Genomic DNA, 24,565 nt, shown 5'->3' with positions numbered 1-24,565 from the left:
TTCAGTAGCGGCGCCCGGGTCGGCCACAGAGGTGGTGGCCGGGTGAGCGGCTGGTGGCTCACGACGCCGTAGTCCCCCTGGCTAACGACCCCGCCGCGCAACGGAAACCATGAGGAAAGATCCTTCTTGGTAATCACTCGAAAGTGAAGAACTCATGCAATTCTAGTATCAATTGAGTTCTCCGGATTCCGGCCAGGAGTACCGGAAACAGGCGAACGCATGTGAAACAAGCGAAATGACATATTCTCGTTCGCGTGAAGTCGCGGTTCGGCCGGGGGGACCACGGCGTCCGGCCCGTACTATCGAAGACGCACGAGGAGTCCGCAGATTCCTGCGCACGGCCTGCCCGCGGTGGGCCCCCAGCCGCCGGCGAATTCGCCGATTCGGGCACCTCGCGAATCTCTCCTGTCGCGGGACACCGGGGCAGGCCGTTTCCCCATCGCGTCAACAGATCAATTCGATCAGACCCGTGCGGCGCGCGTTCGGCGGTAGAGCATTGCTCCACTCAGCAGCAGCCCCGCACTGACCGCTCCGGCCGTACCGAGATCCCCGGAACCCGTCTGAGCGAGCTGCGCGCGCACCGGAACGACGGGCCGGGTCGCGGCCGCGTGCTTCGGCGGCGTGACCTGCTCGACCGGCGGCGGGGTGACGTGCGTCGGCGGCGGGGTGTGCCGGACCGGCGGCGGCATGGGGTGCGTCGGCGGCGGGGTCCACTCGTCCCCACCGCAGTCGGTACCCATGGCCGGGTTCAGCAGCGCCACGACGTTCACCGAGTCGCCGCACACGGTGACCGGGGCCTGGACCGGCACCCGGACGCTGTTGCCCGAGCCCACACCGGGCGAGCCCGACGTGGTGTTCCCTTCCACGTGCCGCATTCCCTGGTGGCCGCTGTGCTCCTTGTGGTGCCGGCCGCCGTGCTGGGCGCTCCCGTGCGAGGGTGCCCCGGTGTGCTGCGCGGGTACCGCCGCGTGCCGCTCGTGCGCCGGGGCCGACTCGTTGCCGCAGCCGTTGCCCATCGACGGGTTCAACAGCGCCACGACGTCCACCGAGTTGCCGCACAGGTTCACCGGCGCGTCCACCGGGACCTGGACGCTGTCGCCGGACAGCACGCCCGGCGAGTTCGAGGTGGTCGCCTGCGCCTCCGTATCGGCGTGTGCGTAGCCGCCGGTCATGGCGAGCACTCCGCTCGCCGCGGCGACGGTGATCAGACTCCTGCTCAAGGCCTGTCGCATCGACTCTCTTCCCTGCCATGGGTGTTTCACGAAGCGCGCGGGAAGGCCTCCCGCACGCCGCAACCGAAGCGGCCCCGGAGCACAGGCGAGCGCTCCGGGGCCGCAACGGGTCGCCCTCACGGGCTGGGGACCAACGTCACTTGTTGGTGCAGGCGTTGCCGAACGCCGGGTTGAGCAGGGCGATGACGTTGACCGTGTTGCCGCACACGTTGACCGGGATGTGGATCGGGACCTGAAGGCTGTTGCCCGACAGCACACCCGGGGAGTGCGAGACCTCGGCCTGGGCGCCGGCGTCGGCGAATGCGGGGGCAGCGCCACCCATGACCATCAGCGTTCCTGCGGCGATTGCGGCAACCTTCGAGTACTTCACGTTGAGCTCCCTTTCCGTAGGGGCGTCGATCACAGTCACGACCGTCGTGCTGCCCGGGGGAATTTCTTGCCGCCCGTGACGCCGCTACCATCCGGGGTAACGACTGCCGATGGCTGGAGAAACCCTTCACGTGCCGCTGCCGTGATCATCCACCCGAATGCCGTAACTTCGGCTTCCGCAATTCACGAATTGCCGTACTGAATACGACTCCAGGTACGAATTACGGGCAACGCAGAACAGCCCTGGCCGCCGGTGGTGATCACCGGCGGCCAGGGCCTTCAGGCAATGCGGATCAGTGGTTGCCCGCGCCGTTGCCGGAGAGGACCGGGATCTGGTCCAGAATGTGCGACAGCGGCTCGTCGCCCTTGATCTGCGAGGAGTTCTCGGTGCACTGCTGGTTCTGCGGCGACGACAGGACGTTGATGTCCTGGACCGTGATCGGAACCAGGCCGACCAGCGAACCGACGTTGGCCTTCGCCGGGAGGGCGATGCACGGCTTGTTCAGGGAACCCTGGACGAGCGCGAACGAGGGGCTCATGTAGCCGCTGGTGTAGGTGTTGCCGTACGACTGCTCGGAACCGTTGCCGTTGGTGGTGCTGGCACCGCTGTCGTCGCCGATCGCCATCGCGGGCGCGGCCATCGCGGCGGTGGCGCCGACGACGGAGACAGCCACCGCAGCCGTGGCGAGGAACTTCTTGATCACGATTATTCCTTCTTGTGCGAGATTGCCCCGGTACCGGGTCGGACTGATCAACTGTCCATCCCAGGTTTAGTTATGGCCCTTCACCCGAATGGTGACGACCCCGGCCCGGACAACGAGCCGTGCGGTCAGCGGTTCACGCAGACGTTGCCGAATACCGGGTTGAGCAGGCCGATCACGCTGACGGAGTTGCCGCACAGGTTGACGGGCACGTGCACCGGAACCTGGATCTGGTTGCCGGAACCGACACCGGGCGACTCCACAGCGGCACCCTGGGCACCGGAGTCCGCGAAAGCGATACCGGACGCACCGGCGACAGCGGCACCGGCGAAAGCGGTCAGAACGGTTGCCTTGGCGAAGCGTGACAAGGGAGCACCTTTTTCTACTGGAGAGCTGGAAAGCGGCGTTGGCCCGGATGGGCCAACGGAACTATCAACGCACCGGCACGCCCGGGGGTACCTCCCCCGGAAGGTGAAATCCCGCGCATGTGTACGGGTTGCCGAATAGCCGCATCGTTTCTTTCGCGACCCCGTTCGACAAACTCCGGTACGTCAACACACCGCGCTGATTGATCAGTTGGTCGTAAGAATGTGCTAGGAGCCGTGGTCAGCGCGTCCTACGTGATTTTAAATCCGCGCTCTGTCACGGTGCATTCCAGTTCTGATGGTTGACTGTGGAGAGCAACCAGCATTCTGCCGGCATTTGCGAGCGGACGAACAGGAGTTCGCCGATCGACCTGCGGGCGCCGGTCGGTGAACCAGGTTCCGCCGTCGGCCGGCGGCGGCACTGAGCTCCGATTTCGCGCCGGCGCGCCGAACAAGGATTACCTGCCCGGCAGACCCCTCGTTGTTAGCGGGACAGACCACTGATGTGGCGGGACAGGGCAGGCAGCACACATCCGATTCTTCATGTCGCGGAGAGAGAGAACGGCGCGCGATGCCGCAACACCAGCAGGACCCGGGCCGGCTGACGGTGCTCCACCTCGTTCAGCCGGTCGACGGCGGGGTCGCCCGCGTCGTCACCGACCTGGTGCGGGCCCAGGTCGGTGACGGGGTCCGCGCGGTCGTGGCCTGCCCTCCCGGCGGCGTCCTGGCCGCCGACGCGGCCGAGGCGGGCGCCGAGGTCGTGCCCTGGGCGGCCGGCCGTTCCCCCGGCCCAGGCCTTCCCGGCGAGACCGCCCGCGCCCGCCGGGTGGTCCGCGAGGTGCGTCCCGACCTGCTGCACGCCCACAGCGCCAAGGCCGGACTGGCCGGACGGCTGGCGGTACGCGGCCGGGTCCCGACGGTGTTCCAGCCGCACGCCTGGTCCTTCGAAGCGGTCGGCGGGGCGACCGCGTACGCCGCTCTGCGCTGGGAGCGGTGGGCCGCGCGCTGGGCCACCCGGGTGCTCTGTGTCAGCGAGAGCGAACGGCTGACAGGGGAACGCGCCGGGATCGACGCCCGCTGGGCGGTCGTTCCCAACGGCGTCGACCTCGAGCGTTTCACTCCCGACGGCGGGCCGCCGGACGCGGCCCGCGGACTGCGCGCCTCGATGCCCGCCCTCACCGACCTGGGTCCCGCCGACCGCCTCGTGGTCTGCGTGGGCCGGCTGTGTCCGCAGAAGGGCCAGGACCTGCTCCTGCGGGCCTGGCCCGAGGTCACCGCCCGGCTGCTGGACGCCCGGCTGGTCCTGGTGGGCGAAGGACCCGACCGCGACCGGCTGCTCCGGGACGCCCCCGAAGGGGTGCTGTTCGCCGGGGCCACCCGCGACGCCGTCCCCTGGTACCGGGCCGCCGACGTGGTCGTCCAGCCGTCCCGGTGGGAGGGGATGGCGCTGGCCCCGCTGGAGGCGATGGCCTGCGGCCGCCCCGTGGTGATGACCGACGTCGACGGCGCGCGGGAGAGCCTGCCACCCGGCCAGGAGCGCTTCTGCCTGGTGCCGCCGGAGGATCCCGACGCCCTCGCCCAGGCGCTGCTCGGCCTGCTGACCAACCCCGGCGTGTGCGCAACCGCGGCCCGCCGGGCCCTCAACCACGTGCGCACGACATACGACGTGCGGCGGACGACGGCATCGGTCGCGGACCTCTACCGCGACATGCTCGATCCGTCGCGACCCGAGTGCAGGGAACGCATCACGCGATGACGACGGAGAGCGCAAGCGCGCCCCACCCAGCCCGGCACGTGCGGCAGACCAAGGTCGCGCCCGCCACCACCGCCCCGATCTCGCCACCCCGGGGACCGTCCGACGCCGCCGTGCAGCGGCGCCCCCACGCACGGGTCGCCGTCCGCCACCGCGCGGTCGTCCCGCTCGTCGCCACCGACTGCCTGGCCGCCGCCGGCGTGCTGGCCGTCCGCCCGGGTTCCCCGGTGCTGCTGCTCGGACCGCTCCTGGTGTGCCTGACGCTCCTGCACACCTACGCCGGGCTGTACCGAACCGGCCTCGACCCGGCGGCACTCGACGAGTTGCCCGCGCTGCTCGGCTGCTCGGCCCTCGCCTGGTGCGCGTCCGCCACCACCCTCGCCGCCGTCCGCCCGGCGCACTCCCCCGGCTGGCCGGTGCTGCTCACCACGATCGCCGCGACCAGCCTGCTGGCCTGCGCCGCACGCGCGGTCGTCTACCGGTTCCAGCGCTGGTCGGCGCGCCGCCATCCGCGCTCGACGCTGCTCGTCGGGGCCGGTCCCGTCGTCCAGCAGGTGGCCGACGTGCTGTACGCGCACCCCGAGTACGGCATGCGGCCGGTCGGCGTGGTGCACCCGTACAACACACCGGGCACGGACTCGCCGCTGCCCGTGCTCGGCTCCGTCGGCGACATCCACCGGGCGATCATCCAGAACTCGGTGCGCTACGCCGTGTTCGCCGGCCCCCCGGCGGGCAATCCGGCGGCCGCGAACCTGGTCCGGCTGCTCGCCGCCCGGGGCTGCTGTCTGTGGCAGGTCACCTCGGGGCCCGGCTCCAGGACCGCCGGCCGGCCGGCGGCCGGCCATCTGTGGGGCTTCGCCTGCGCCCGCCTCGACCCTTACCCGCGCCCCGGCGCCGGCCTGATCGCCAAGCGGGTGCTGGACGCCCTGCTCGCCTTCCTGGCGCTGCTGCCCGCGGCCCCGATCCTGGCACTCAGCGCGCTGGCCGTCCGGCTCTCCGACGGCCCCGGGGTGCTCTTCCGGCAGGAGCGCGTCGGCCTGGACGGCCGGCCGTTCGTCCTGCTGAAGTTCCGCACCCTGCGACCGAGCGACGAGCGGGAGTCGGCCACCCGGTGGAACGTCTCCCACGACCGGCGGATGAGCGCCGTCGGCCACTTCCTGCGCCGTACCTCGCTGGACGAGCTGCCGCAGCTGTGGAACGTGCTGCGCGGTGACATGAGCCTGGTCGGCCCCCGGCCGGAACGGCCCTACTTCGTCCGCCAGTTCAGCCAGACGTATCCCGGATACCAGGAGCGGCACCGGATGCCCGTCGGCATCACGGGCCTCGCGCAGATCCACGGGCTGCGCGGCGACACCTCCATCGAGGACCGGGCCCGCTTCGACAACCACTACATCGAGAGCTGGTCGCTGTGGCAGGACATCCGCATCCTGCTGCGCACCGCGACGGCGCTCTTCCGGTTCGGGGGGAGCTGAGCGTGGCCGTCCTCCCGGACACCGCCCCCCGCCCCGTACGGCACGCGCCGGCCACCCGTCCCCCGGCCCGCCGCGCAGTCGACCGATGGGCCTGGCTGGGGCCGCTGCTGCCCGCGGTCGCGACCGTGCTGCTGCTCGCGGCCCCGGTCGGCGCGGGGGATGTGAGCGCCTCCGGGAAGATGACCCCCGCCGACGCGGCCTCGGGAGTGCTGGTCGCCTTCTGCGCCGTCCGGGCGCTGCGGGCGCGGACGCGTCCGCTGACCGCGGCGGCCGCCCTCGTCCTGGGCGCGCCCGTCGTCGCGATCGCGGTGGCCACCCTCGCCGCCGCCGATCCGGCCGCCGGTGTCGCCGGATTCGTGCGGTACCTACAGGTCTTCGTCCTCGTGCCGACCGCGCTGGTGCTGCTGCTGCGCACCACCCGCGACTTCCTGGTGGTGGCCGGCTCCGTCGTGCTGCTCGCCCTGGTGCAGGGCGCGTTCGGGGTCTACCAGTACGCGACGGGAACCGGCGCCTCGTACGTCGGCGAGAACATCCGCGCCGTCGGCACGTTCGGGCCGTCGGACGTGATGGGCATGGCCACCGTGGTCGCCTACGGGCTGATGATCTCCGTCGGGCTGGCCCTCGCGCCGGCCGCGCCCGGCTCCCCCCGCCGGCTGCGGCCGGTCGCGCTGGGCTGCGCCGCGGCGCTCGTGGTCCCGCTGGTGCTGTCCTTCAGCCGCGGCACCTGGATCGCCACCGTGCTGGCGTGCGCGGTGATGACCGTGCTGGCCGGCTGGCGCCAGGCGGTACGGATCCTCGCGGTGACGGCCGCGGCGGGCGTGGTGCTGGTCGGCGGCGCCGGGGTGGGCTCCCAGCTGATCAGCGACCGGGTCGCCAGCATCACGCAGGTGACGGACGCGCCCGACTCCTCGGTCACCGACCGGTACAGCCTGTGGGCCGCCGCCACCGACATGTGGCGCGAGCGGCCGGCCACCGGCGTCGGCCTCAAGGGCTTCCCCGCCCACCGCGACGGGCACGCCGCGCTCGACCTGTCGTCCGGCAGCGACACCGACGGCGCGGGCCAGGGGTTCGCGCGCGAACCCCTGTTGTCCCCGCACAACATGTATCTGCTCATCCTCAGCGAGCAGGGGCTGATCGGGATCACCCTGATCGTCGGCAGCTGGGCGGCGCTGCTGGCCGTCGGGCTGAGCCGGCTGGCGGGCGCCCGGCGCGCGGGCCGCGGCACCGAGTGCGGGCTGATCGCGACCGGGCTGCTGCTCTGGCAGTGCGTCGACTTCCTGTACGCGGACATCGGCGGGCCCTCGACCGTGCTGACCGCCATGCTCTTCGGACTGGCCGCCGCCTGGGCACTGCGCCCGGAGGCCGTCCGATGACGGACACCACGGCGCCACCCGAACCTCCCGCGCAGCCACCGCGATCCGGCGTCCTCGAAGGCGTAGTCCCGGCTGTCGTCCCCGCTCCTTCCCCCGCGCCGGACGGCGGGGGAGCGGCGAAGGAACAGCCCCAACCGTCCGGCCTGGGACGGGTACTGGCGCGGGCCGCGGCCCTCACCGCCGCGCTCACCGCGCTCGGCTCGCTGCTGGGCCTGGTCCGCGACCAGACGATCGCCCACCTCTTCGGCGCGGGACCCGCCACCGACGCGTTCCTGGTCGCCTGGACCGTGCCGGAACTCTCCTCCACCGTCCTCATCGAGGACGCGATGGCCCTGCTGCTGATCCCGGCCTTCAGCCTGGCCCTGGCCCGGCGCCGCGGAGCGGGGCAAGGGCCGGACCCCGTACGGACGCTGCTGGCGGCCACGCTGCCCCGGCTGCTGCTCGCCCTGGGCGCGGCGATGGTGCTGCTCGAACTGGGCGCGCCCGTGCTCGTCGGGATCCTGGCGCCCGGTCTGAAGGAACCCGCCCTCGCGGTCGACTGCACCCGGCTCACCGCCGCCACCGTCCTGACGTTCGGCCTCACCGGCTACTTCAGCGCCGCGCTGCGCGCGCACCGCCGGTTCGTCCCGCCGGCGGCCATCTACGTCGTCTACAACGTCGGCATCATCGCCACCCTGCTGCTGCTCCACGCCCGCTGGGGAGTGCGCGCCGCCGCGGCCGGTGTCGCGGTCGGCGGCCTGCTGATGGTGCTCGTCCAACTCCCGTCGTTCCTGCGCCGGCTGCCGCCGCGCGGCCCGCGCCCGCGGCGCTCGGTGCGGGCCGCCGCACGGGCCGCCGGGGACGCGGGCACCGCGCCCCTCGGGGTCGCGCTGCTGGCTCCCGTCATCATCTTCAGCCTCTGCCGCCAGGCGCAGGTGCTGATCGAACGGTTCCTCGCCGCCTCGCTCCCCGCGGGCGCCATCTCGCATCTGAACTACGCGCAGAAGGTCGCCCAACTGCCGATGGTGCTCTCGTTGATGATCGTCACGGTCACCTTCCCGGTGGTCGCGCAGGCGCTGGCCGACGGTGAGCCGGACAAGGCGCGGCGCCGGGTGGAACGCGATCTGACGCTGGCCGGCATCGTGGTGCTGCTCGGCACCGCCTTCGTCATCGCCTGTGCGCCGCAGATCGTCCAACTGCTCTTCCAGCGCGGCGCCTTCGACGCGGCCGACACCGCCGCGACGGCGTCCGTCATGCGGGTCTACGCGCTGGGCCTGCTGGGCCAGAGCATGGTGGGAGCCCTGGTCCGGCCGTTCTTCTCGGCCGCCCGGCCCACCTGGTACCCGGCCGCCGCCATGGGTGCCGGACTGCTGATCACCATCACCGCGGGAGCCGTCACCGTCGGGTACTGGGGCATCTACGGCATCGCCGGCGCCAACGCCGCGGGCATCACGGCCACCGCCGTGCTGCTGCTGCGCGGCCTCGGCGCGCAGGTGATCGCCATCAGGGCCCGCACGGTCGCGGCGGGTCTCGGCCGGCTCGTGGTGGCCGCCGCGGCCGCCACTACGGCCGGCTGGGCGACCGCCCGCCTGCTGCCGGGACCACTCCTGTCCACCACCGTCTGCTGTCTCGTGGTACCGGCCATTTTCACCGCGGCCGCCGCCGCCGTACGGGTGCCGGAAGTCCCGCACCTGCTCGCCACCGTGAAACGGAAGCTGCCCCATGTCCGCTGAAATCTCCCCCGTCCACGTCCCTCCGCGCCGCTCCGCCGCCTCCGACACGCTGTCCGGACGAGGCCGCCGGACAGCGCCGTGGGTGCTGATGTACCACTCCGTCGGGGAGTGCGCCGACGATCCGTACCAGGTCACCGTCAGCCCCGACCGGCTGGAACGGCAGCTGCGGTGGCTGAACGGCCGCGGCCTGACCGGGGTGGGCGTGGCCGAGCTGCTGCGCGCCCGCGCGGACGGGCGCGGGAAGCGGCTCGTCGGGCTGACCTTCGACGACGGCTACGCCGACTTCGTGGAACACGCGGTACCGCTGCTGCGCCGGTACGAGCACTCCGCCACGGTCTTCGTCCTGCCCGGCAGGCTCAGCGGGAGCAACGACTGGGACGAACTGGGGCCGCGCAAACCACTGCTGACCGAGGACGGCATCCGCGCCGCGGCCGCCGCCGGTATGGAGGTCGGCTCCCACGGCCTCGTCCATCTGGACCTGACGGCCACCGCCGACGACGTGCTGGCCGCCGAGGTGCGCGGCAGCCGCGACCGGCTCCAGGAGATCACCGGGAAGGCCCCCGAGGGCTTCTGTTATCCGTACGGCAAGCTGGACGCCCGCGTCGTCAACGCCGTACGCGCGGCCGGCTACGCGTACGGCTGCGCCGTCGGAGCGGGGCCGCTGACCGGGACGCACGCGCTGCCCCGCGCCTACGTCGGGGAGCGGGACACCGCCGGGCGCCTCCACCTCAAGCGGCTGCAACACCTGCTGCGCCGCCGCCCGCTGCCGTTCGAGGGCGGTTACGCCGCGCTGCCGTACGCCCGCACCGCCGGCCCTCGGGATTCCGCGGACGCCCCTGACGTGCCGGACGCCCCTGAAGTGCCGGACGCGCGTGTCGCCGAGGGCTCGCCGGTCCCCTCGGAACCCCGGGTCGAGCAGGACGGCCGATGAAGGTCCTGCACATCATCACCGGGCTCGGCATCGGCGGGGCCGAACAGCAGTTGCGGCTGCTGCTGCGGCATCTGCCGCTGTCCTGCGAGGTCATCACCCTCACCCACCCGGGTCCGGTCGCCGAGGGCATCCGCGCCGACGGCACACCCGTCACCCATCTGGGGATGACCGGGAACCGGGACCTCACCGCACTGCCCCGGCTCACCCGGCTGATCCGCGCCGGGCGCTACGACCTCGTCCACACCCACCTCTACCGGGCCTGCGTCTACGGCCGGATCGCCGCCCGGCTGGCCGGGGTGCGCACCGTGATCGCCACCGAGCACTCCCTGGGGACCACCACGATCGAGGGCCGCCCCCTCACCCGCGGCACCCGCGCCCTGTACCGGGGCACCGAGAAACTCGGCAGCGCGACCGTCGCGGTCTCGGACACCGTCGCCGAACGGCTGCGCGCCTGGGGCATCCCGGGGCCGCGGATCCATACGGTGCCCAACGGCATCGACGCCGGGGCGTTCCGCTTCGACGCCGCGGTCCGGGCGGCCACCAGGACCCGCCTCGGGCTCCCGCAGGACGCCTTCGTGGTGGGCGGCGTGGGGCGGCTGGTGGCCGGCAAGCGGTTCGACCTGCTGGTGCGCGCGGTCGCCGGCCGCCCCGGCGCCCAGCTGCTGCTGGCCGGCGCGGGACCCGAGCGCGACGCCCTGCTGAGGCTGGCCGCCGGGCTGGGCGCGGCCGACCGGATCCATCTGCTGGGCGAAACCGGCGGCGGGGACGGCCGCGACCCGGCGCCGGCCCTCCCCGCGCTGCTCGCCACCGTCGACCTCTTCGTCTCCGCCTCGCGCGAGGAGACCTTCGGGCTCGCCGTGCTGGAGGCCCTCGCGGCCGGGCTGCCCGTCCTGTACGTCACCTGCCCGGCCATCGACGACCTGCCCGCCGCGGACGCACCCGGCGCACGGCGTATCGGCGCCGGTGCCGACGCGCTCGCCGCCGCCCTGCGGCAGCACCAGGAGGCCGGACAGCACCGCTTCCCGGTGCCGTCCGCCGTCGGCCACTACGACATCGCCGGCACCGCCGGCCGGCTGGCCGAGCTGTACGCGCTCGCCGCCGCCCGGGCCGCCCGGCCCTGACCAGAGCCCACAGAAAGAGCGATCCCATGGACGAGACCCCCACCCACGCCCCCGGCGCGCCGACCCGGCTGCGGGACGCGTCGCGGCGGCTGCCGCGCTGGTGGCCGCTGCCGCTGTGCATCGGCATCGGGCTGGCCGGCGGCCTGGGCTACGGCCTGGCCACCCCGCCGCAGTACTCCGCGACCAGCTACGTCATCGTCGTGCCGCAGCACTCCGACCCGGCCACCGCCCTCGGGTTCGCACAGGCCTACGGCCGCGTCATCACCGGTTCCACGGTGCTGGCCGACGCGCAGGAGGACGCGGGCGTACCTCTCGCGCGGCTGCGCGAGAACGTGCAGGTGGCCACCTCGCCCGACGCGCCGATGATCGCGATCACCGGCACCGGGTCCCGCGCCCGCGACGCCTCGGACATCGCCAACGCCGTGGCGAACTCCCTGACGGCCACCGGCAACCGGAACGCCGCCAACACCGGGGTGCGGCTGCTGATGTTCTCCCCGGCCGCCGTCCCCGCCGCGGCCGCGTCGCCCTCGACGGCGCTGTCCGGCGCCGTCGGCGCCAGCGCCGGCGGCCTGGTCGGCGCGCTGGTCCTGCTGGTCCGGCCCGGCAACCGCGGCCGCCGGGCGGCCGCGCACGCCGCTGTTCCCGCCCCGGCCCACGGCAGCCGTCCGTCGGTCAAGGAAATGGCGTGATGACCGGGGGCGACACCGCGGCCGTCCGCTCGGTGACGATGTGCCGCGACCCGCTGCAGTTCGCCGCGCTGCGCGAGGAGTGGGGACGCCTGCACCGGCACTGCCGGACCGCCACCCCGTTCCAGAGCCACTCCTGGCTGCACTCCTGGTGGACGTCGTACGGGCGGCCCCGCCGGTTGCGGGTGCTGCTCGTCCGGCAGGACGGGGAGCTCATCGGCGCCGCCCCGCTGATGCTCACCCACCGGCCGCTGCCCGTCCTGGTGCCGCTGGGCGGCAGCATCACCGACTTCTCCGACGTGCTGCTCGACGACAACGCCACCGACGCCGCCGTCACCGCGATGGCCACCGGACTGCGCCGCGCGGCCCGCGGCGCGCTGATCGACCTGCGCGAGGTACGGCCGGGCGCCGCCGCCGAACGGCTCCACGAGTGCTGGCAGGGACCGAAGCGGCGGCTGGCGGACTCCGTCTGCATGGAGCTGCCCGGTGTCCCGCTGGCCGAGCTGATCACCCGGATGTCCACCTCCCGCGGCCAGCGCACCCGGGCCTACGTACGCAAACTCGACGCCCTGGGCATCGAGGAGCGCGTCGTCCCCGAGCACGAGGTGCCCACGGCCGTCGAGAACCTGCTGCGCCTCCACATCCTGCAGTGGGAGGGACGCGGGGTGACCCCGGAGCACGCCAGGCCGCGCTTCGCCGCGCACCTCAAGCGGGCCGGGCAGCACATGGTGGCCGGCGGCGACGCCGTCATCACCGAGTACCGGCTGGACGGCGAAGTGCTGGCGGCGGACCTCAAGATGCTCTCCCCGCAACTGGTCGGCGGCTATCTCTTCGGCGCCGACCCCCGGCTGCGCGCCACCAAGGCCGATCTCACCACCATGCTGATCAGGAACGGCGCCGGTCACGCCACCGCATCGGGCGGCGGCGGAGCGCTGAGCCTGCTGCGCGGCAACGAGGCGAACAAGCTGCCCTGGTGCCCCGACCTCGTGGCCAACCAGCGGCTGCTGATGACGTCGCCGCTGTTCGCGCCCGCCCTCCGGCTCCAGGTCGCACGGGCCGCACTCCGGGACCGGGCGGCCGCGGCGGTGCGCCGCTATCTGCCGGTGGTGCGCAGCTGGCGGTCGCGGCTGAACACCTGGCGGGCGAAGCGGGTCTGAGGCGACCTTCCGCCGGCACCCGCCCCGGAAATGACCACGACCTGCGGCGCGCGTCCATCCGCGTGCCGCAGGTCGTCGGGGTCCTGACCGCGTCAGCCGGGGAGGTCGTTGAGCGGCAGCGGCGGGAGCGGGACCGGGAGGGTCGGCAGCGCCGGGAGCTTCGGCAGGCCGGGCAGGTCCGGCGCCGGCAGCGCACCGCCGAGGACCGTGGCGACCAGGAAGTTGACCAGGCCGGTGACGGTCGCGAGCGCGCTGGTCAGGACACCCGCCACGTCACCCGACGTGGCCGCCTTCAGCAGGTTGTCGACGGCCGTCTGCAGACCGGCCAGCGCGTCACCCGCGACGTCGGCCGCACGCGGTGCGGAGCGGTCCGCGGCACTGACGCCGTGCATCGACACACCGGGCAGCGCCGGAACCCCGGGCAGCGCGGGGGTGGCCGGCAGCGCGGGGACGGCCGGCACGGCCGGCACGGCAGGCGCGGCGGGACCCGCAGGAACGGCCGGGGCGGCCGGGGCGGCGGGCGCTGCGGGCGCGGCCGGGACAGCCGGCGCCGCGGGGACCTTGGCCGCGGCGATCGCGGCCTTGACCGCGTCAGCGTGCTTCGTGGCGTCCTCCGCCGACAGCTTGTTGCCGGGGGCCGCGAGCACGGCCTTGACCAGGTCCGTCACCGGCGTCAGGACGGCGCCGACATTGCCGAGGGCTGTGACCTGGGCGAGTAGTGCGGCGGGATCAGGAGCCGCCGGGGCGGTGCGACCGGTGAAGGTACCGGTGGGAGCGACGTCGGGGGACGCGAATGCCGTTCCGGCAGTGCCGAATGCGAGTGCGCCGACGAGGGCGGTGGAGACGATCACGCCGGTCGTCCGGTGGGTGCGCATGAAGATGTTTTCCCTTCGCTGAACAGACGGGTGTACTCCACAACCGTCGAAAGCGAACGGCGGCCCCGCAACCTGTCAACTACCGGCACCCGGCGTGTCGCGCTCCCCCTCCGGCCGGGACCGGCCGTGAACAGCCCCTGGACACAGTGCATTCGGCGTCCGGGGCAGCCGCGAAGGGATTGTCGGCGGCCACGTGAGCCAACCGGGTGCCCCGGGAAAAGCGGAAGCGCCGGAGAACGCGACGGTGGCCGCGTACGGAGTACGCGGCCACCGCCATGCGATGAGGTGTCAGCTGTCAGCCGTTGCCGACGCCGTTGCCCGAGAGCACCGGGATCTGGCTCAGGATGTGCGACAGCGGCTCGTCGCCCTTGATCTGCGAGGAGTTCTCCGTGCACTGCTGGTTCTGCGGCGACGACAGGACGTTGATGTCCTGGGCCGTGATCGGCACGAGGCCGACGAGCGAGCCGACGTTCGCCTTGAGCGGCAGGCCGACACACGGCTTGTTGAGCGTGCCCTGGACGAGGCCGACCTGGGGGCTCATCACACCGTCGGTGTGGGTGTTGCCGTAGCTCTGCTCCGCCCCGTTACCGTTCGTGGTGGAGGCTCCCTCGTCGTTACCGATGGCCAGCGCCTGCGGGGCAGCCATGGCGGAGAGACCGACGATGGAAACGGCAACTGCTGCACTGGCCATGAACTTCTTAAGCACGGTTCGCCCTTCTTGAAACTATGTTCCTGTCATTGAAGCGAACTGATCAACTGCCCATCTCCGGTTTGGTTCCGCGATTTCACTCCACTAGCCCAACCGATTTTCCATGCGTGCGCCCGGCGGCAGGCCGCCGGGCGCGTCGCGTTACGGTCAGCTCTTCTTGGGGGTCTGCCATTCGACGCGGAAGCACAGCTTTCCGGTGCCGAACTGGCGCTTGAATTCGTCTCCCATGTCGAGTGGCAGGCACACCTCGGCGGGCGCCGGGGGTGAACTGAGCGTCGGAGCGGGCTTGAAGGGCCCCACCGGAACCGCCGTGCACACGGGTCCGGCCACCTGGACGACCGGCCCCGGTGTCGCGGGCGACGTCGGCGACGTAGTCGGCGCAGGAGCGGGAGACGTCGGAACAGGAGACGTCGGAACCGGTGCGGGCGACAGGCTGGGGGCGGGGCTGAAGCCGGGATCCGGCGTCGGTGTGCAGGGCGCACCGATCGTCGGGAGGGTCACCGGCACCGGAACCATGACGGTCGGAGCAGGCGCGGGTGCCGTGGCGCCGGTGGCGGCCGGATCGGGACCCGGAGCCGGCAGGGGGGTGAGCGTCGCGGCGGGACTCGGCGCGGGCGCCGGGCTCAGCCCGGGCGCGGGCTCCGGCGCCACCACCGGATCGGCGGTCGGCGGGGCCGCCGGAGCGACCACCGGCGCCGTCGCGTCGGCCGGAACCGGTGCGGCGGACGGGGTCTCCGCCACGGCCGGATCCGGAGTCGCGGCCGGGGTGACGGTCGGGGTCACGGTCGGGGGCGGCGTCACCGTCGCGGGCGGCGTCACCGTCGCGGGTGGCGTCGTGGCGTCACCCGGCGCGGGGCTCACCGGAACGGTCGGGGACTCCGCCGGGGTCGCGCCGTCCGTCGGCGTCGGCGACGGCACGTCCGCGGGCGTGGACGTCAGCGGCACACTCGTTGTCCCGCCCGGCGTCGTTGTCCCGCTCGGCGTCGGCGTCCCGCTCGGCGTGGGCGTCGGCGTAGGCGTGGTCGACGGCGTGGGTGCAGGCGTTGTCGTCGGCGTCGGAACAGGGGTCGGTACCGGCGTCGGCGTCGGCTCGACACGGGCGAAGTTCGTCGAGCGGAAGACCTTCGACGACTTGGGGTTGTCCGTGCACTGCCACACGCCGTGCGGACAGTAGTCGGTGAGCGTCTGGTAGACCGGCCGGTGATCGTTGATCCACTGCAGCATCATCCGCATGTAGTCCGCGTTGTCGCCGTTCCGGAAGAGTCCCCACTCCGGATAGGAGATCGCCTTGTTGTGCGCGGCCGCGAAGTCCACCTGCGCCTGGAGACCGAACGGCTCCTCGACCTGGTCGTAGAAGGAGTCGCCCGGCGGCTGGTCGTAGGAGTCCATGCCGATGATGTCCACGGTGGAGTCACCCGGGTAGCACGACGTCCAGCCGATGGCGTCCTGGCCGCGGTTCGGCGTGAAGTCGAACCGGAACCGCTGGCCGGGAACGGCGCGCATCGCCGTCACGATGCGGTTCCAGTACGTCTTCCAGGACTCCGGATCCGGACCGCAGCGGTGGGTGTACGTGGTGCCGTTCATCTCCCAGCCCAGCACGACGACCGTGTCGGGCACACCCAGCGCGACCAGTCGCCGCGCCAGCTCCGTGAAGTGGCTGTCGAACCGGCCCGCCGCGCCGGAGCGCAGCAGCGACCGCACCTGGCTGTCGGAGATGTGCTGCTCGTTGCGCTCCTGCATCGGCACGTTGAGGACGAAGAGCCGGTCCGGCTCCGCCTTCCTCCACTGCGCCCACGGCTGCAGCAGCTCGGGCTCGCCCTCGATGTTGTCCCAGCTCTCGCCGGGGAGATAGGTGTGACCCACCGTGAGATGGGTACCGCCCAGCCACTGCTGCAGATCGGCGATCCGCTGCACACCGTCGGCACCGGAGGACGTGAAGGCCCCCATCGGCGTGTATCCGGCGGTCGACGCGGGGCGCAGGGCCCCGGCCGGCCCGGGACCCGGCGGTCCGGCGGCCGGTGACGGCGGTGCCGGATCCGTGGCGTCCGCCGCGACGCGCATGTCGTCGACGGCGGTGTGGGTCATCCCGAGCATGAGCAGGCCGGCGGTGACCGCTCCGACACATGCACCAGTCAGCCTCTGGCGTCGGTGGGCCATGTTTGCTCCTCCTGCGACGTTACCGACACGGAGCACTTTCTCCGGACGGTAATTCAGAAAGTATGAGCAGCCGGGCGAGCGGGCCTCTTCTGATAGTCCATTAGGAAACGTGCGCCGGTCAGAACCGCCGGTGAATCCGTCGGATCGTCAGATCGGGTGAATACCGGGTCCCTGGTTGACTTCCGCCGCCGTATATCGGATTTACGTTCGTCACGGGTCGGAGGCAAACGCCACCCGCACGAATGGAGTTCTGTACTCCGGCTGCCGGGATGAGCGAGCGCCTCACGCCGGGAGCAGGATGATGGTGCATAGCTGACGGACAGTCGGCGCCGCCCGTCCGGGCGAATGCGGCGCGATACCGCCGCTCCTCACAGGTCCGGCCCTGTCGGCCGATATCGAGGAGAGCCGAGCATGAGCGAAGCCAAGGAAAACGGCGGCGGGAAAGCGTCGCCGTCCGCCCACACGCGCCGCCGGGTGCTCCGGGCGGCGTTCACCGCAGCCGTCGCCGTCACCGGCACGACGGCGGTACTGCACCCGATCATCACGGCCGGGGAGTCCGACGCGGGGAAGACCGGGTCCGGCCGGTCCGACGCCGGCAGCGACCGGGCGGGGCCCGCCCCTGCTGCGGCCGCCGGAGCCTTCGACGAGGTCTACCGGGGCCGCCGCATCCAGGGTGTGCCCACCGGCACGGCCGACGCCGCCACGACCGAGGGGTCCCCTGTCGTCATCCTCATCGACGGCCGGCAGCTCCATGTCATGCGGCGCGCGGACGGCACCTACCTGAGTGTGGCCAACCACTACCAGCCGTACGCCACCCCGCTCGACACGGCCCGCGGCGCGGTCGACGTGATCGGCGGAGCCAAGCTGTCGCTCGCCGGCGGCGCCTACCACCACTGACCGCAGAAGGGCCGACACGGTGTACACCCGCCAGAACCAGAAGAACATGACCAGCGCCCAGCGGGCGAAGTTCGTCCGCGCGGTCCTGAAACTCAAGAGCAAGGGCATCTACGACGACTTCGTCCGCATACACGGTCAGTACTACGTCTCCGACGGCGACACCGGGCTCCGGGTCGGCCACATGACGCCCTCGTTCTTCCCGTGGCACCGCCGGCTGATCCTGGAGTTCGAGCGCAAGCTGCAGTCCGTGGACTCCAGCGTCACCCTGCCCTACTGGGACTGGACGCGGGACAACGCGAAGACCTCCTCGATCTGGGCGTCCGACTTCCTGGGCGGTGACGGCCGGCGGTCCGACGGCCAGGTCATGACCGGCCCCTTCGCCTACGTCAACGGCAACTGGCCGATCACCGTCGCCGTCACGGACGAGAAGTATCTGACCCGGCAGTTCGGCCGCCCGGACCGTCCGATCGGGCTGCCCACCAAGGCGGACCTCGACAAGGCGATCGCGGAATCGGTCTACGACACCTCCCCGTGGAACTCCACCGCCACCACCAAGGGCTTCCGCAACAGGATCGAGGGGTGGACGGTCAGCGAGACGCAGGGCGGACTCCTCCACAACCGGGTCCACCAGTGGGTCGGCGGCCACATGACGGGCGCCACCTCGCCCAACGACCCGGTCTTCTGGCTGCACCACGCCTTCATCGACCTCATCTGGCTGCGCTGGCAGCGCAAGTACCCGAAGTCGGGCTATCTGCCGGCCCGGCCGCTGGCCGCCTCCGACCCGCAGCACGGCCGCGTCGTCAGTCTGAACGAGCCCATGCCGCCGTGGAACACGAAGCCGTCCGAGGTCATGAACCTGCAGAACATCTACCGGTACGAGGAGAACTGACCCGCACCGGGGACCGGCGGGCGAACGCACGAGTGCGGCCCCCCGCGAAGGCATCGCGGGGGGCCGCACCAGTGGGATGGGGGTGTTCGCCCCGGGCCGCCGGACGGACAGGTGACGGGACGGTCGGTCTGCGTCCCGCCGGCCCGCTGTGCCGGGCCGGTCGTCGTCCGGTCCAGTGGCCCTACAGCTGTTGAGAACCGGGACTACCAGCCGCCCGAGACGTTCTCGCAGTGGTTGCCGAACGCCGGGTTCAGGAGACCGATCACGTTGACGGAGTTACCGCAGACGTTGACGGGCACGTGAACGGGGATCTGGGCCTGGTTGCCGGACAGAACGCCGGGGGAACCGACCGCAGCACCCTGGGCACCGGCGTCGGCGGCAGCCATGCCGGCGCCCGCAGCCAGAACGGCACCGGCCGCGGCGGTGATGGCGGCTGCCTTGGCAATACGCGACATCGAAATCTCCTTGATGGTGAAACCCAAACCGCAGGACCTGCGGCATTGACGCCCTGCGCAACGCGTATGTATGCCGCATAGTCACGCAGGTTGAGCTGAACTGGTGAACGTCACCGCCGGTGAGGACGGCCCCGACACCAAAGGCTCCGAAGCTTGGACGCTCCGGAGCCTTCGCGCGGGGGTGATGCGCCCTGTCCAACGACCACGGGCCCCACCGGTCACGGCCGGGGGCGGTGCATCGCACCCCTTCCACGGACATACCGTCGTATCGCATGTGCGATCGACACGACCTCGTTCGGTGGGTTTAGCGGTCAGGACTCGCTCTCTCAGGTGACATGCGGGCCCGGTCGGGCGCGGCCCGCCGTTACAGTCCGTTGCCATGAGTCAGACCAGCACCGCTCCGGACATCACCCGGCAGAGCCAGATGGGCACCCTCGCGGTGATCCCCTGGGCCGGCGAGCACATCGAGGACGAACGGGACATCGCGTTCCTCCTGGCCTACTCCCTCGGCGATGTCGAGGGCGGCCCCGAGGCCGCGGAGGCGGCCATCACCGCGGCGATCGAGGAGGTCGGCCTGCCGATCGGCGGGACCATCCTGGACATCGCCCAGGTGCCCAAGGCCCCCGTGAAGCTCCTCGTCGAGGGCGGCCAGGCCGTCCTGACCATGCCGTACCTGCACGCTGCCTGCCCCGTTCCCGAGCAGTGGGTGGACGCGGCCCGCGACCGCGGCATGGTGTATTTCATGTTCGCCACCCGGCCGTGGCCGGAGGCGGCGCCGGGGAAGCCGGTCAGCGAGGAGGTGCTCAAGTCCTTCGTGGGCGACGAGACCATGCTGGCCGGGTCCGCGCACTGCTTCGTCCCGATCGGCTCCCTCCAGGGCTGACCGCCCCGGCCGTCACAGCGCGAAGGTCCCCGCCGGACAGTGCCGGCGGGGACCTTCGCGCTGACGTTCCGACGTGTTACGCCTGGGTGAGCAGCCCGGTACGCAGCCGGCTGAGCGTCCGGGTCAGCAGCCGGGACACATGCATCTGGGAGACCCCGAGCTCGGCGCCGATCTCGGACTGCGTCATCTCCTGGCCGAAGCGCATCCGCAGGATCGCGCGGTCCCGCTCGCCGAGTTCCGCCATCAGCGGCTTGAGAGCCTGCAGGTTCTCCACCGCCTCCATGCCCGGGTCGTCCTCGCCGAGCCGGTCGACGAACGAACTGCCCGCGGCCTCCTCGTTGTTCTCCCCCGCGGGGAGGTCCAGGGAGCCGGCGGTGTAGCCGTTGCTGGCCACCAGCCCCTCGTTCACCTCGGCCGGGGTCAGGTCCAGGTATTCGGCCAGCTCCGCGGTGGTCGGGGAGCGGTCCATCCGCTGGGAGAGCGCGTCCTTGGCCTGCGCCAGCGCGATCCGGCGCTCCTGGAGGCTCCGCGGTACGTGGACGGCCCAGCTGGTGTCCCGGAAGAAGCGCTTGATCTCGCCGGTGATGTACGGAATGGCGAACGTGGTGAACTCGACCTCGCGCGACAGGTCGAACCGGTCGATCGCCTTGATCAGGCCGATCGTCCCGACCTGGACGATGTCCTCCATGTCCTCCGACCGGTTGCGGAACCGGCCGGCGGCGAACCGGACCAGGGACAGGTTCAGCTCGATGAGGGTGTTCCGCGCGTACTGGTGGTCGCGCGTCCCCTCCTCCAGGCTCTGCAGGCGGTCGAAGAAGAGCTTCGACAGGGCCCGCGCATCCTTCGGCGCGACCTTGCCCGCCTCCTCGATCCACGGCAGTTCCGTCATCGACGAGGCACAGCCGCCCGTGGCCTGGACATCGACCACAGCTGTGTCGTCCGAGTTCACTAGCGCTGTCATGTTCCTCATCCTCCCAGGAGCAACCGGCAATGGCACCCGCCTACCCGGGTCCATCGGTCCCACACCCATGAATCCCGGAATCGCTGTTGCACGTCCGTGACACCGGTCACACACGTCACGGACGTTGAATCGCCACTCTTCTCCTATCAACGTCCCTGGGGGGAACCGCTCATGTCCGCTCGTACCCGTGGCAGCACCGCCGTCGCCGTCGCTCTCACCGCCACCCTCACCGCCGCCACCGCGGCACTGCTCACCGGCTGCGGCCCGACGTCGGGCGCGCGGGCGGTCACCACTCCGCCGGCCGCCACCGGCACCCCGAGCAGCGGCAGTTCCGCCGCTCCGGCCGGCGGTGCGACCCCGTCGGCCGGCACCGCTCCCAGCGCCGGTGCCTCCACCACTCCGACCGGCGGCTCCACCCCCACGGGCACGCCCACCACGGCGGGCAGCACGCGCGCGCCGGTCCTGAACGGCACGGCGAACAGCGGACTGACCATCAGCGACGGCACCCGGTACGTGGTCATGAACGGCACCAGGGTGGACTTCGGCACCGCCGTCAGGGACCTGGCCTGGTCGCCGGACGGCCGCAAGGCCGCGTTCATCGACGGCGCCGGCAACCTCGCCGTCGCCAACCCGAACGGCACCGGACGCGTCACCGTCGCCCGGAACCCGGGCGGGCAGAACTGGTCGCACCCGACGTGGCAGGTGACGGCGTACGACTCGATTCCGGAGCTGTCCGGGCGGAGCAACATCCTCTTCGCGGTCCGGAAGAGCGGCGTCTCCGAGCTGGACAGCGTCCCCTCCAGCGCCGTCAACGGGACGCCGAAGAAGCTCGGTCTGGGCTGGGAGGCCGGCGACGGGGTGAAGCCCGTCCCGCAGACCGGCAACGTCTGGCCGAGCGCGGGCGGCACCCACGGCGGCGCCGTGTACGCGAACTCCGGCACCGGCGAGGTCTTCATCCGTGACGACTACGTCCGCCAGCAGGGATCCGCGCTCACGCACGGCTCGCAGCCGGCGATGTCGCACTCCGAGCACGAGGAGGTCGTCTTCGTCCGCTCGGTCGGCGGTCACGACCACCTGTTCCTGGAGAGCCCGACGGACGCCGGCCCGGTCTTCAAGGACCTGACGCCGTACGCCACCACGGACTACACCGAGCCCGCCTGGGCCCCGGACGGCAGCACCATCGCCGCCAGGACGCCGGCCGGCATCGTCACGCTCTCCACGAAGAGCTCCGCCGCGCCGAAGCTGGTGTCCACCTACACCGGGCTGCCGTCCTACCGCGGCTGATCCCCGGGTGCTCCGGGCCGGTCCCGGGCGGCGAGTTCGGCGCGCAGCTCTTCGAGGTGCGCGTCGGACGTGTCGTGCGGCAGGAACTCGACGATGTCGAGGAAGCGGAACAGCACCTGGGTGCCGGTGACGGCGAACTCGTAGTCGCCGAAGCCCACCACCGCGCCCGTCGCACCCCGTACCGCGCCCCGGACGACATGTCCGGTCAGCTCGTCCGGCTGCTGTGCCGACAGCCCGCGGCGCGCGTTCGGACGGGCCAGGTAGGGGCAGACCATCGAGGCGTAGAGCATGCAGGCGCGGTGCCCCGGGCCCTCCAGGGTGGGGGCGAGATTGCGGTACGGGCGCCCGGCGGCCAGCGCGTCGGCGATCGCGGCGCTCTCCGCGGCACCCACCACACGCCACACCGGTCCTGGCGGCATCAGCGTGTCGCAGACCGAACACCGCCGCATGCGGGCGCAGTCGGCGCTGCGGCCGTAGTCCGTCAGCGCGAACTGCGGCTCGTCCCCGTCCCACGGGGTGATGGCCGGAACGGGATAGCCGCGGAGGTCACGCGGCCTGGCCCGGACGGTCGACGGCATCGGCACTGTCTCGAATCGCACGGGCCATGCCTACCAGGCACGCACCCTCGTCCGGCAGGCCGGGTGGGGCTGGGCTCGGAATATCAAGGTCCTGGGTTCTCCGTCGTGGAGATTCCCGCGCTCCGGAGAGGCGGTCTCGACACGACAAGTGGTGTGGTGGATCAGGAGGGTCGGTTCGGACGTACGGGTGGAGACGGTCGAACGGTGTCGGTCCTGCGGTGGATCAGGCCGCGCAGGGGAGGCGGTCGAAGCGGTCGTCGTCAGCCGGGACCAGGGCGGGGGCGTCCGCGGCGGGGGTGAGGTGCGTGTCGCCGAGGCCCGCGGTGCGCGTCCGGGAGACGGGTGAGGCGCCGTGGGCCTCGGCACGGATGCGCTGCTTGATGGTGGGCGGCAGGGACCGTTCGCCGCGGGGCGCGCTCCCGGCGAAGGCCGCGAGGGGCGACAGCGGGACGGCCGGCGCGGTCCGCTCGGACGCCACGACCTCGCGACGGGCGGCACGGGCCGGGGCGGTGAGCCGCAGCGCGGTGAGGATCCCGGCGAGAACGCCGAGGAGGACGGTCCAGAACTGCGCGACCCTGGTGGTTGCGGCAGTTGCGGCGGTTGCGGTGCTTGCTGTGGTGGCCACGGCCCCTCGCTTTCGATCGGTTGGTCTGCGTATGTCCCTCATCATGTGGACGGGGCACGGCGATCTCGGGATCCGCGCCGCTTTTCGTATGAACACCACTCGGACGGGCCAACGACCCCGCTCCGGGGCCCGCGCCCCGGGCTACCGTGGATCCGCGACGGACCGCCGTAGCGTGATGCCCGTCCGAGCAGATCCGCTCCGCCAGGAAAGAGCCCGCCATGTCGGACCGGCGTCCCCGGGCACTGCGCCCGCACAAGCGAGACCAGCGCAACCAGGCCGCTGACGCGGCCCCCGAGCGCTCCATGGAGCCCCGGCACCCGGCGGACGAGACGGCGGAGGCCGGTCCCGTGGAGAACAGCGTGATCGACGCGGCGCTCTACCGCGACGGCCACCGGATCGACACCCCTGCCACCCTCACCGAGGCCTATCGGAAGCTGCCCGACACCCCGGACGCCATGGCCTGGATCGGCCTCTACCGGCCGGCGGAGGACCAGCTGCTGGCCGCGGCGGCCGCGTTCGGACTGCACGAGCTGGCCGTCGAGGACGCCGTCGTCGCCCATCAGCGTCCGAAGCTGGAGCGCTACGGCGACACCCTCTTCGTCGTGCTGCGCGCCGCCCGCTACCTCGACGACGCCGAGGAGGTCGACTTCGGCGAGCTGCACCTCTTCGTCGGCCCGGACTTCGTCCTCACCGTCCGGCACAGCCAGTCGCCCGACCTGTCGACCGTGCGCGCCCGGCTGGAGGCCGATCCCGAGCTGCTGCGGCTGGGGCCCGAGGCGGTGCTCTACGCCGTGCTCGACTCCGTCGTCGACGGGTACGCGCCGGTCATCGCGGGCCTGCAGAACGACATCGACGAGATCGAGACCGAGGTCTTCGGCGGCGACCCGAAGGTCTCCCGCCGTATCTACGAGCTGTCCCGCGAGGTCGTCGAGTTCCAGCGCGCCACCCGCCCGCTGCTCAACATCCTCTCGGCGCTGACCGCCGGATTCGAGAAGTACGGCACCGACGAGGAGCTGCGGCGCTATCTGCGGGACGTCGACGACCACGCCACCACCGTCGTCGAGCGGGTGGACGGCTTCCGGCAGATGATCGCGGACATCCTCGCCGTCAACGCCACCCTGGTCACCCAGGCCCAGAACGAGGAGATGAAGCAGCTCGCCGAAGCCAGCAACGCCCAGAACGACGAGATCAAGAAGATCTCGTCCTGGGCGGCCATCCTCTTCGCCCCGACCCTGATCGGCACGGTCTACGGCATGAACTTCGAGACCATGCCCGAGCTGAAGTGGGTCTTCGGCTACCCGTTCGCCATCGGGCTGATGGGCGTGGTCTGCGTCGGGCTGTACATGGTCTTCAGGCGGCGCAACTGGCTGTGAGGGACGA

The 24,565-nt window shown here is 72.0% G+C and carries 22 protein-coding genes and 2 pseudogenes; 13 read left to right on the top strand and 11 right to left on the bottom strand.

The annotated features are described in order from the left end of the window. Positions 1-461: 461 nt before the first annotated feature. The 4 genes from G3I60_RS31230 to G3I60_RS31215 all read right to left on the bottom strand — a co-directional run bounded on the left by G3I60_RS31230 (position 462) and on the right by G3I60_RS31215 (position 2,670). On the bottom strand, positions 462-1,232 hold the full coding sequence (locus tag G3I60_RS31230) for a chaplin (RefSeq protein ID WP_164294632.1): 771 nt from the start codon (positions 1,230-1,232) through the stop codon (positions 462-464). Between the two features lie 136 nt (positions 1,233-1,368). After that, positions 1,369-1,602 carry a chaplin gene (locus G3I60_RS31225; protein ID WP_138351301.1) on the bottom strand — a complete coding sequence of 78 codons (234 nt, stop codon included), beginning with the start codon at positions 1,600-1,602 and terminating at the stop codon, positions 1,369-1,371. Between the two features lie 292 nt (positions 1,603-1,894). Next, positions 1,895-2,305 (bottom strand): rodlin, encoded by a 411-nt coding sequence (locus G3I60_RS31220; protein ID WP_138351300.1) that lies wholly within the window; start codon positions 2,303-2,305, stop codon positions 1,895-1,897. Positions 2,306-2,430: 125 nt separating this feature from the next. Further along, positions 2,431-2,670, bottom strand: a complete 240-nt coding sequence (locus G3I60_RS31215) for a chaplin (RefSeq protein WP_138351299.1) — start codon at positions 2,668-2,670, stop codon at positions 2,431-2,433. 568 nt (positions 2,671-3,238) lie between these two features. On the opposite strand from G3I60_RS31215, the gene G3I60_RS31210 reads away from it, so the two are divergent. The 8 genes and pseudogenes from G3I60_RS31210 to G3I60_RS31175 all read left to right on the top strand — a co-directional run bounded on the left by G3I60_RS31210 (position 3,239) and on the right by G3I60_RS31175 (position 12,872). Beyond that, on the top strand, positions 3,239-4,423 hold the full coding sequence (locus tag G3I60_RS31210; protein ID WP_164608042.1) for a glycosyltransferase family 4 protein: 1,185 nt from the start codon (positions 3,239-3,241) through the stop codon (positions 4,421-4,423). After that, a complete protein-coding gene (locus G3I60_RS31205) occupies positions 4,420-5,892 on the top strand; it encodes a sugar transferase (protein WP_138351297.1) in 1,473 nt (490 codons plus the stop codon). The genes G3I60_RS31210 and G3I60_RS31205 overlap by 4 nt, the downstream gene beginning before the upstream one ends. 95 nt (positions 5,893-5,987) lie before the next feature. After that, positions 5,988-7,265, top strand: a complete 1,278-nt coding sequence (locus G3I60_RS31200; protein ID WP_239070476.1) for an O-antigen ligase — start codon at positions 5,988-5,990, stop codon at positions 7,263-7,265. Next, positions 7,262-8,977, top strand: a complete 1,716-nt coding sequence (gene murJ, locus G3I60_RS31195) for a murein biosynthesis integral membrane protein MurJ (RefSeq protein ID WP_164294633.1) — start codon at positions 7,262-7,264, stop codon at positions 8,975-8,977. The genes G3I60_RS31200 and murJ overlap by 4 nt, the downstream gene beginning before the upstream one ends. A gap of 88 nt (positions 8,978-9,065) precedes the next feature. After that, a pseudogene (locus G3I60_RS31190) lies at positions 9,066-9,743 on the top strand (polysaccharide deacetylase family protein); the annotation flags it as partial. Between the two features lie 161 nt (positions 9,744-9,904). After that, the gene (locus G3I60_RS31185; RefSeq protein WP_164294634.1) at positions 9,905-11,029 is read left to right on the top strand and encodes a glycosyltransferase; all 1,125 of its coding nucleotides are present in this window, start codon (positions 9,905-9,907) and stop codon (positions 11,027-11,029) included. A gap of 26 nt (positions 11,030-11,055) precedes the next feature. Continuing rightward, positions 11,056-11,718 (top strand): lipopolysaccharide biosynthesis protein, encoded by a 663-nt coding sequence (locus G3I60_RS31180; RefSeq protein ID WP_164294635.1) that lies wholly within the window; start codon positions 11,056-11,058, stop codon positions 11,716-11,718. After that, entirely contained in the window at positions 11,718-12,872 is a 1,155-nt protein-coding gene (locus G3I60_RS31175; RefSeq protein ID WP_138351293.1) for a GNAT family N-acetyltransferase, read from the top strand. Before G3I60_RS31180 ends, G3I60_RS31175 begins: the two co-directional genes overlap by 1 nt. Before the next feature lie 92 nt (positions 12,873-12,964). Here the strand turns inward: G3I60_RS31175 and G3I60_RS45855 are convergent, their stop codons facing one another. The 3 genes and pseudogenes from G3I60_RS45855 to G3I60_RS45850 all read right to left on the bottom strand — a co-directional run. Then, entirely contained in the window at positions 12,965-13,747 is a 783-nt protein-coding gene (locus G3I60_RS45855; RefSeq protein WP_239070467.1) for a hypothetical protein, read from the bottom strand. A 295-nt stretch (positions 13,748-14,042) separates the two neighbouring features. Beyond that, positions 14,043-14,453, bottom strand: a complete 411-nt coding sequence (locus tag G3I60_RS31160; protein WP_164294637.1) for a rodlin — start codon at positions 14,451-14,453, stop codon at positions 14,043-14,045. Positions 14,454-15,449: 996 nt separating this feature from the next. Continuing rightward, positions 15,450-16,403: pseudogene (locus G3I60_RS45850) on the bottom strand (glycoside hydrolase family 26 protein); the annotation flags it as partial. A 621-nt stretch (positions 16,404-17,024) separates the two neighbouring features. On the opposite strand from G3I60_RS45850, the gene G3I60_RS31150 reads away from it, so the two are divergent. Together G3I60_RS31150 and G3I60_RS31145 are read left to right on the top strand one after the other, a co-directional pair. Next, positions 17,025-17,510 carry a tyrosinase family oxidase copper chaperone gene (locus G3I60_RS31150; protein ID WP_164294639.1) on the top strand — a complete coding sequence of 162 codons (486 nt, stop codon included), beginning with the start codon at positions 17,025-17,027 and terminating at the stop codon, positions 17,508-17,510. Positions 17,511-17,529: 19 nt separating this feature from the next. Then, a complete protein-coding gene (locus G3I60_RS31145; protein WP_138351289.1) occupies positions 17,530-18,399 on the top strand; it encodes a tyrosinase family protein in 870 nt (289 codons plus the stop codon). Between the two features lie 203 nt (positions 18,400-18,602). Here the strand turns inward: G3I60_RS31145 and G3I60_RS31140 are convergent, their stop codons facing one another. Continuing rightward, positions 18,603-18,854, bottom strand: a complete 252-nt coding sequence (locus G3I60_RS31140) for a chaplin (RefSeq protein WP_138351288.1) — start codon at positions 18,852-18,854, stop codon at positions 18,603-18,605. 379 nt (positions 18,855-19,233) lie between these two features. On the opposite strand from G3I60_RS31140, the gene G3I60_RS31135 reads away from it, so the two are divergent. Then, positions 19,234-19,737: a DUF5949 family protein gene (locus G3I60_RS31135; protein ID WP_138351287.1), complete on the top strand. Its 504-nt coding sequence runs from the start codon at positions 19,234-19,236 to the stop codon at positions 19,735-19,737. A gap of 76 nt (positions 19,738-19,813) precedes the next feature. On the opposite strand, the gene G3I60_RS31130 is transcribed toward G3I60_RS31135, so the two are convergent. Continuing rightward, on the bottom strand, positions 19,814-20,626 hold the full coding sequence (locus tag G3I60_RS31130; protein WP_239070474.1) for an RNA polymerase sigma factor SigF: 813 nt from the start codon (positions 20,624-20,626) through the stop codon (positions 19,814-19,816). Positions 20,627-20,869: 243 nt separating this feature from the next. Here G3I60_RS31130 and G3I60_RS31125 point away from each other — a divergent pair, with 243 nt between their 5' ends. Further along, positions 20,870-21,982 carry a PD40 domain-containing protein gene (locus G3I60_RS31125; protein WP_164294641.1) on the top strand — a complete coding sequence of 371 codons (1,113 nt, stop codon included), beginning with the start codon at positions 20,870-20,872 and terminating at the stop codon, positions 21,980-21,982. Here the strand turns inward: G3I60_RS31125 and G3I60_RS31120 are convergent. Continuing rightward, positions 21,970-22,581 carry a hypothetical protein gene (locus G3I60_RS31120; protein WP_269282987.1) on the bottom strand — a complete coding sequence of 204 codons (612 nt, stop codon included), beginning with the start codon at positions 22,579-22,581 and terminating at the stop codon, positions 21,970-21,972. The two genes, G3I60_RS31125 and G3I60_RS31120, sit on opposite strands and share 13 nt — an antisense overlap. Positions 22,582-22,783: 202 nt before the next feature. Continuing rightward, positions 22,784-23,185 carry a DUF6344 domain-containing protein gene (locus G3I60_RS31115; RefSeq protein ID WP_164294642.1) on the bottom strand — a complete coding sequence of 134 codons (402 nt, stop codon included), beginning with the start codon at positions 23,183-23,185 and terminating at the stop codon, positions 22,784-22,786. 218 nt (positions 23,186-23,403) lie between these two features. Here G3I60_RS31115 and G3I60_RS31110 point away from each other — a divergent pair, with 218 nt between their 5' ends. Beyond that, positions 23,404-24,558: a magnesium and cobalt transport protein CorA gene (locus G3I60_RS31110; RefSeq protein ID WP_164608036.1), complete on the top strand. Its 1,155-nt coding sequence runs from the start codon at positions 23,404-23,406 to the stop codon at positions 24,556-24,558. The last annotated feature ends 7 nt before the right edge of the window (positions 24,559-24,565 follow it).

Source organism: Streptomyces sp. SID13666 (genome assembly GCF_010548325.1).
In the GTDB taxonomy this organism is placed as follows: Bacteria; Actinomycetota; Actinomycetes; order Streptomycetales; family Streptomycetaceae; genus Actinacidiphila; species Actinacidiphila fildesensis.
Note: the sequence above shows the minus strand (reverse complement) of the source record. Positions and strands in the feature narration are given on the sequence as shown.

Excerpts from the sequence above, each read along its gene's own strand:
- G3I60_RS31135 (WP_138351287.1), top strand. The coding sequence starts at position 19,234 with ATGAGTCAGACCAGCACCGCTCCGGACATCACCCGGCAGAGCCAGATG.
- G3I60_RS31175 (WP_138351293.1), top strand. The coding sequence starts at position 11,718 with ATGACCGGGGGCGACACCGCGGCCGTCCGCTCGGTGACGATGTGCCGC.
- G3I60_RS31140 (WP_138351288.1), bottom strand. The coding sequence starts at position 18,854 with ATGTCGCGTATTGCCAAGGCAGCCGCCATCACCGCCGCGGCCGGTGCC.
- G3I60_RS31125 (WP_164294641.1), top strand. The coding sequence starts at position 20,870 with ATGTCCGCTCGTACCCGTGGCAGCACCGCCGTCGCCGTCGCTCTCACC.
- G3I60_RS31205 (WP_138351297.1), top strand. The coding sequence starts at position 4,420 with ATGACGACGGAGAGCGCAAGCGCGCCCCACCCAGCCCGGCACGTGCGG.
- G3I60_RS31210 (WP_164608042.1), top strand. The coding sequence starts at position 3,239 with ATGCCGCAACACCAGCAGGACCCGGGCCGGCTGACGGTGCTCCACCTC.
- G3I60_RS31110 (WP_164608036.1), top strand. The coding sequence starts at position 23,404 with ATGTCGGACCGGCGTCCCCGGGCACTGCGCCCGCACAAGCGAGACCAG.
- G3I60_RS31230 (WP_164294632.1), bottom strand. The coding sequence starts at position 1,232 with ATGCGACAGGCCTTGAGCAGGAGTCTGATCACCGTCGCCGCGGCGAGC.
- G3I60_RS31180 (WP_164294635.1), top strand. The coding sequence starts at position 11,056 with ATGGACGAGACCCCCACCCACGCCCCCGGCGCGCCGACCCGGCTGCGG.
- G3I60_RS45855 (WP_239070467.1), bottom strand. The coding sequence starts at position 13,747 with ATGCGCACCCACCGGACGACCGGCGTGATCGTCTCCACCGCCCTCGTC.
- G3I60_RS31185 (WP_164294634.1), top strand. The coding sequence starts at position 9,905 with ATGAAGGTCCTGCACATCATCACCGGGCTCGGCATCGGCGGGGCCGAA.
- murJ (WP_164294633.1), top strand. The coding sequence starts at position 7,262 with ATGACGGACACCACGGCGCCACCCGAACCTCCCGCGCAGCCACCGCGA.
- G3I60_RS31150 (WP_164294639.1), top strand. The coding sequence starts at position 17,025 with ATGAGCGAAGCCAAGGAAAACGGCGGCGGGAAAGCGTCGCCGTCCGCC.
- G3I60_RS31130 (WP_239070474.1), bottom strand. The coding sequence starts at position 20,626 with ATGACGGAACTGCCGTGGATCGAGGAGGCGGGCAAGGTCGCGCCGAAG.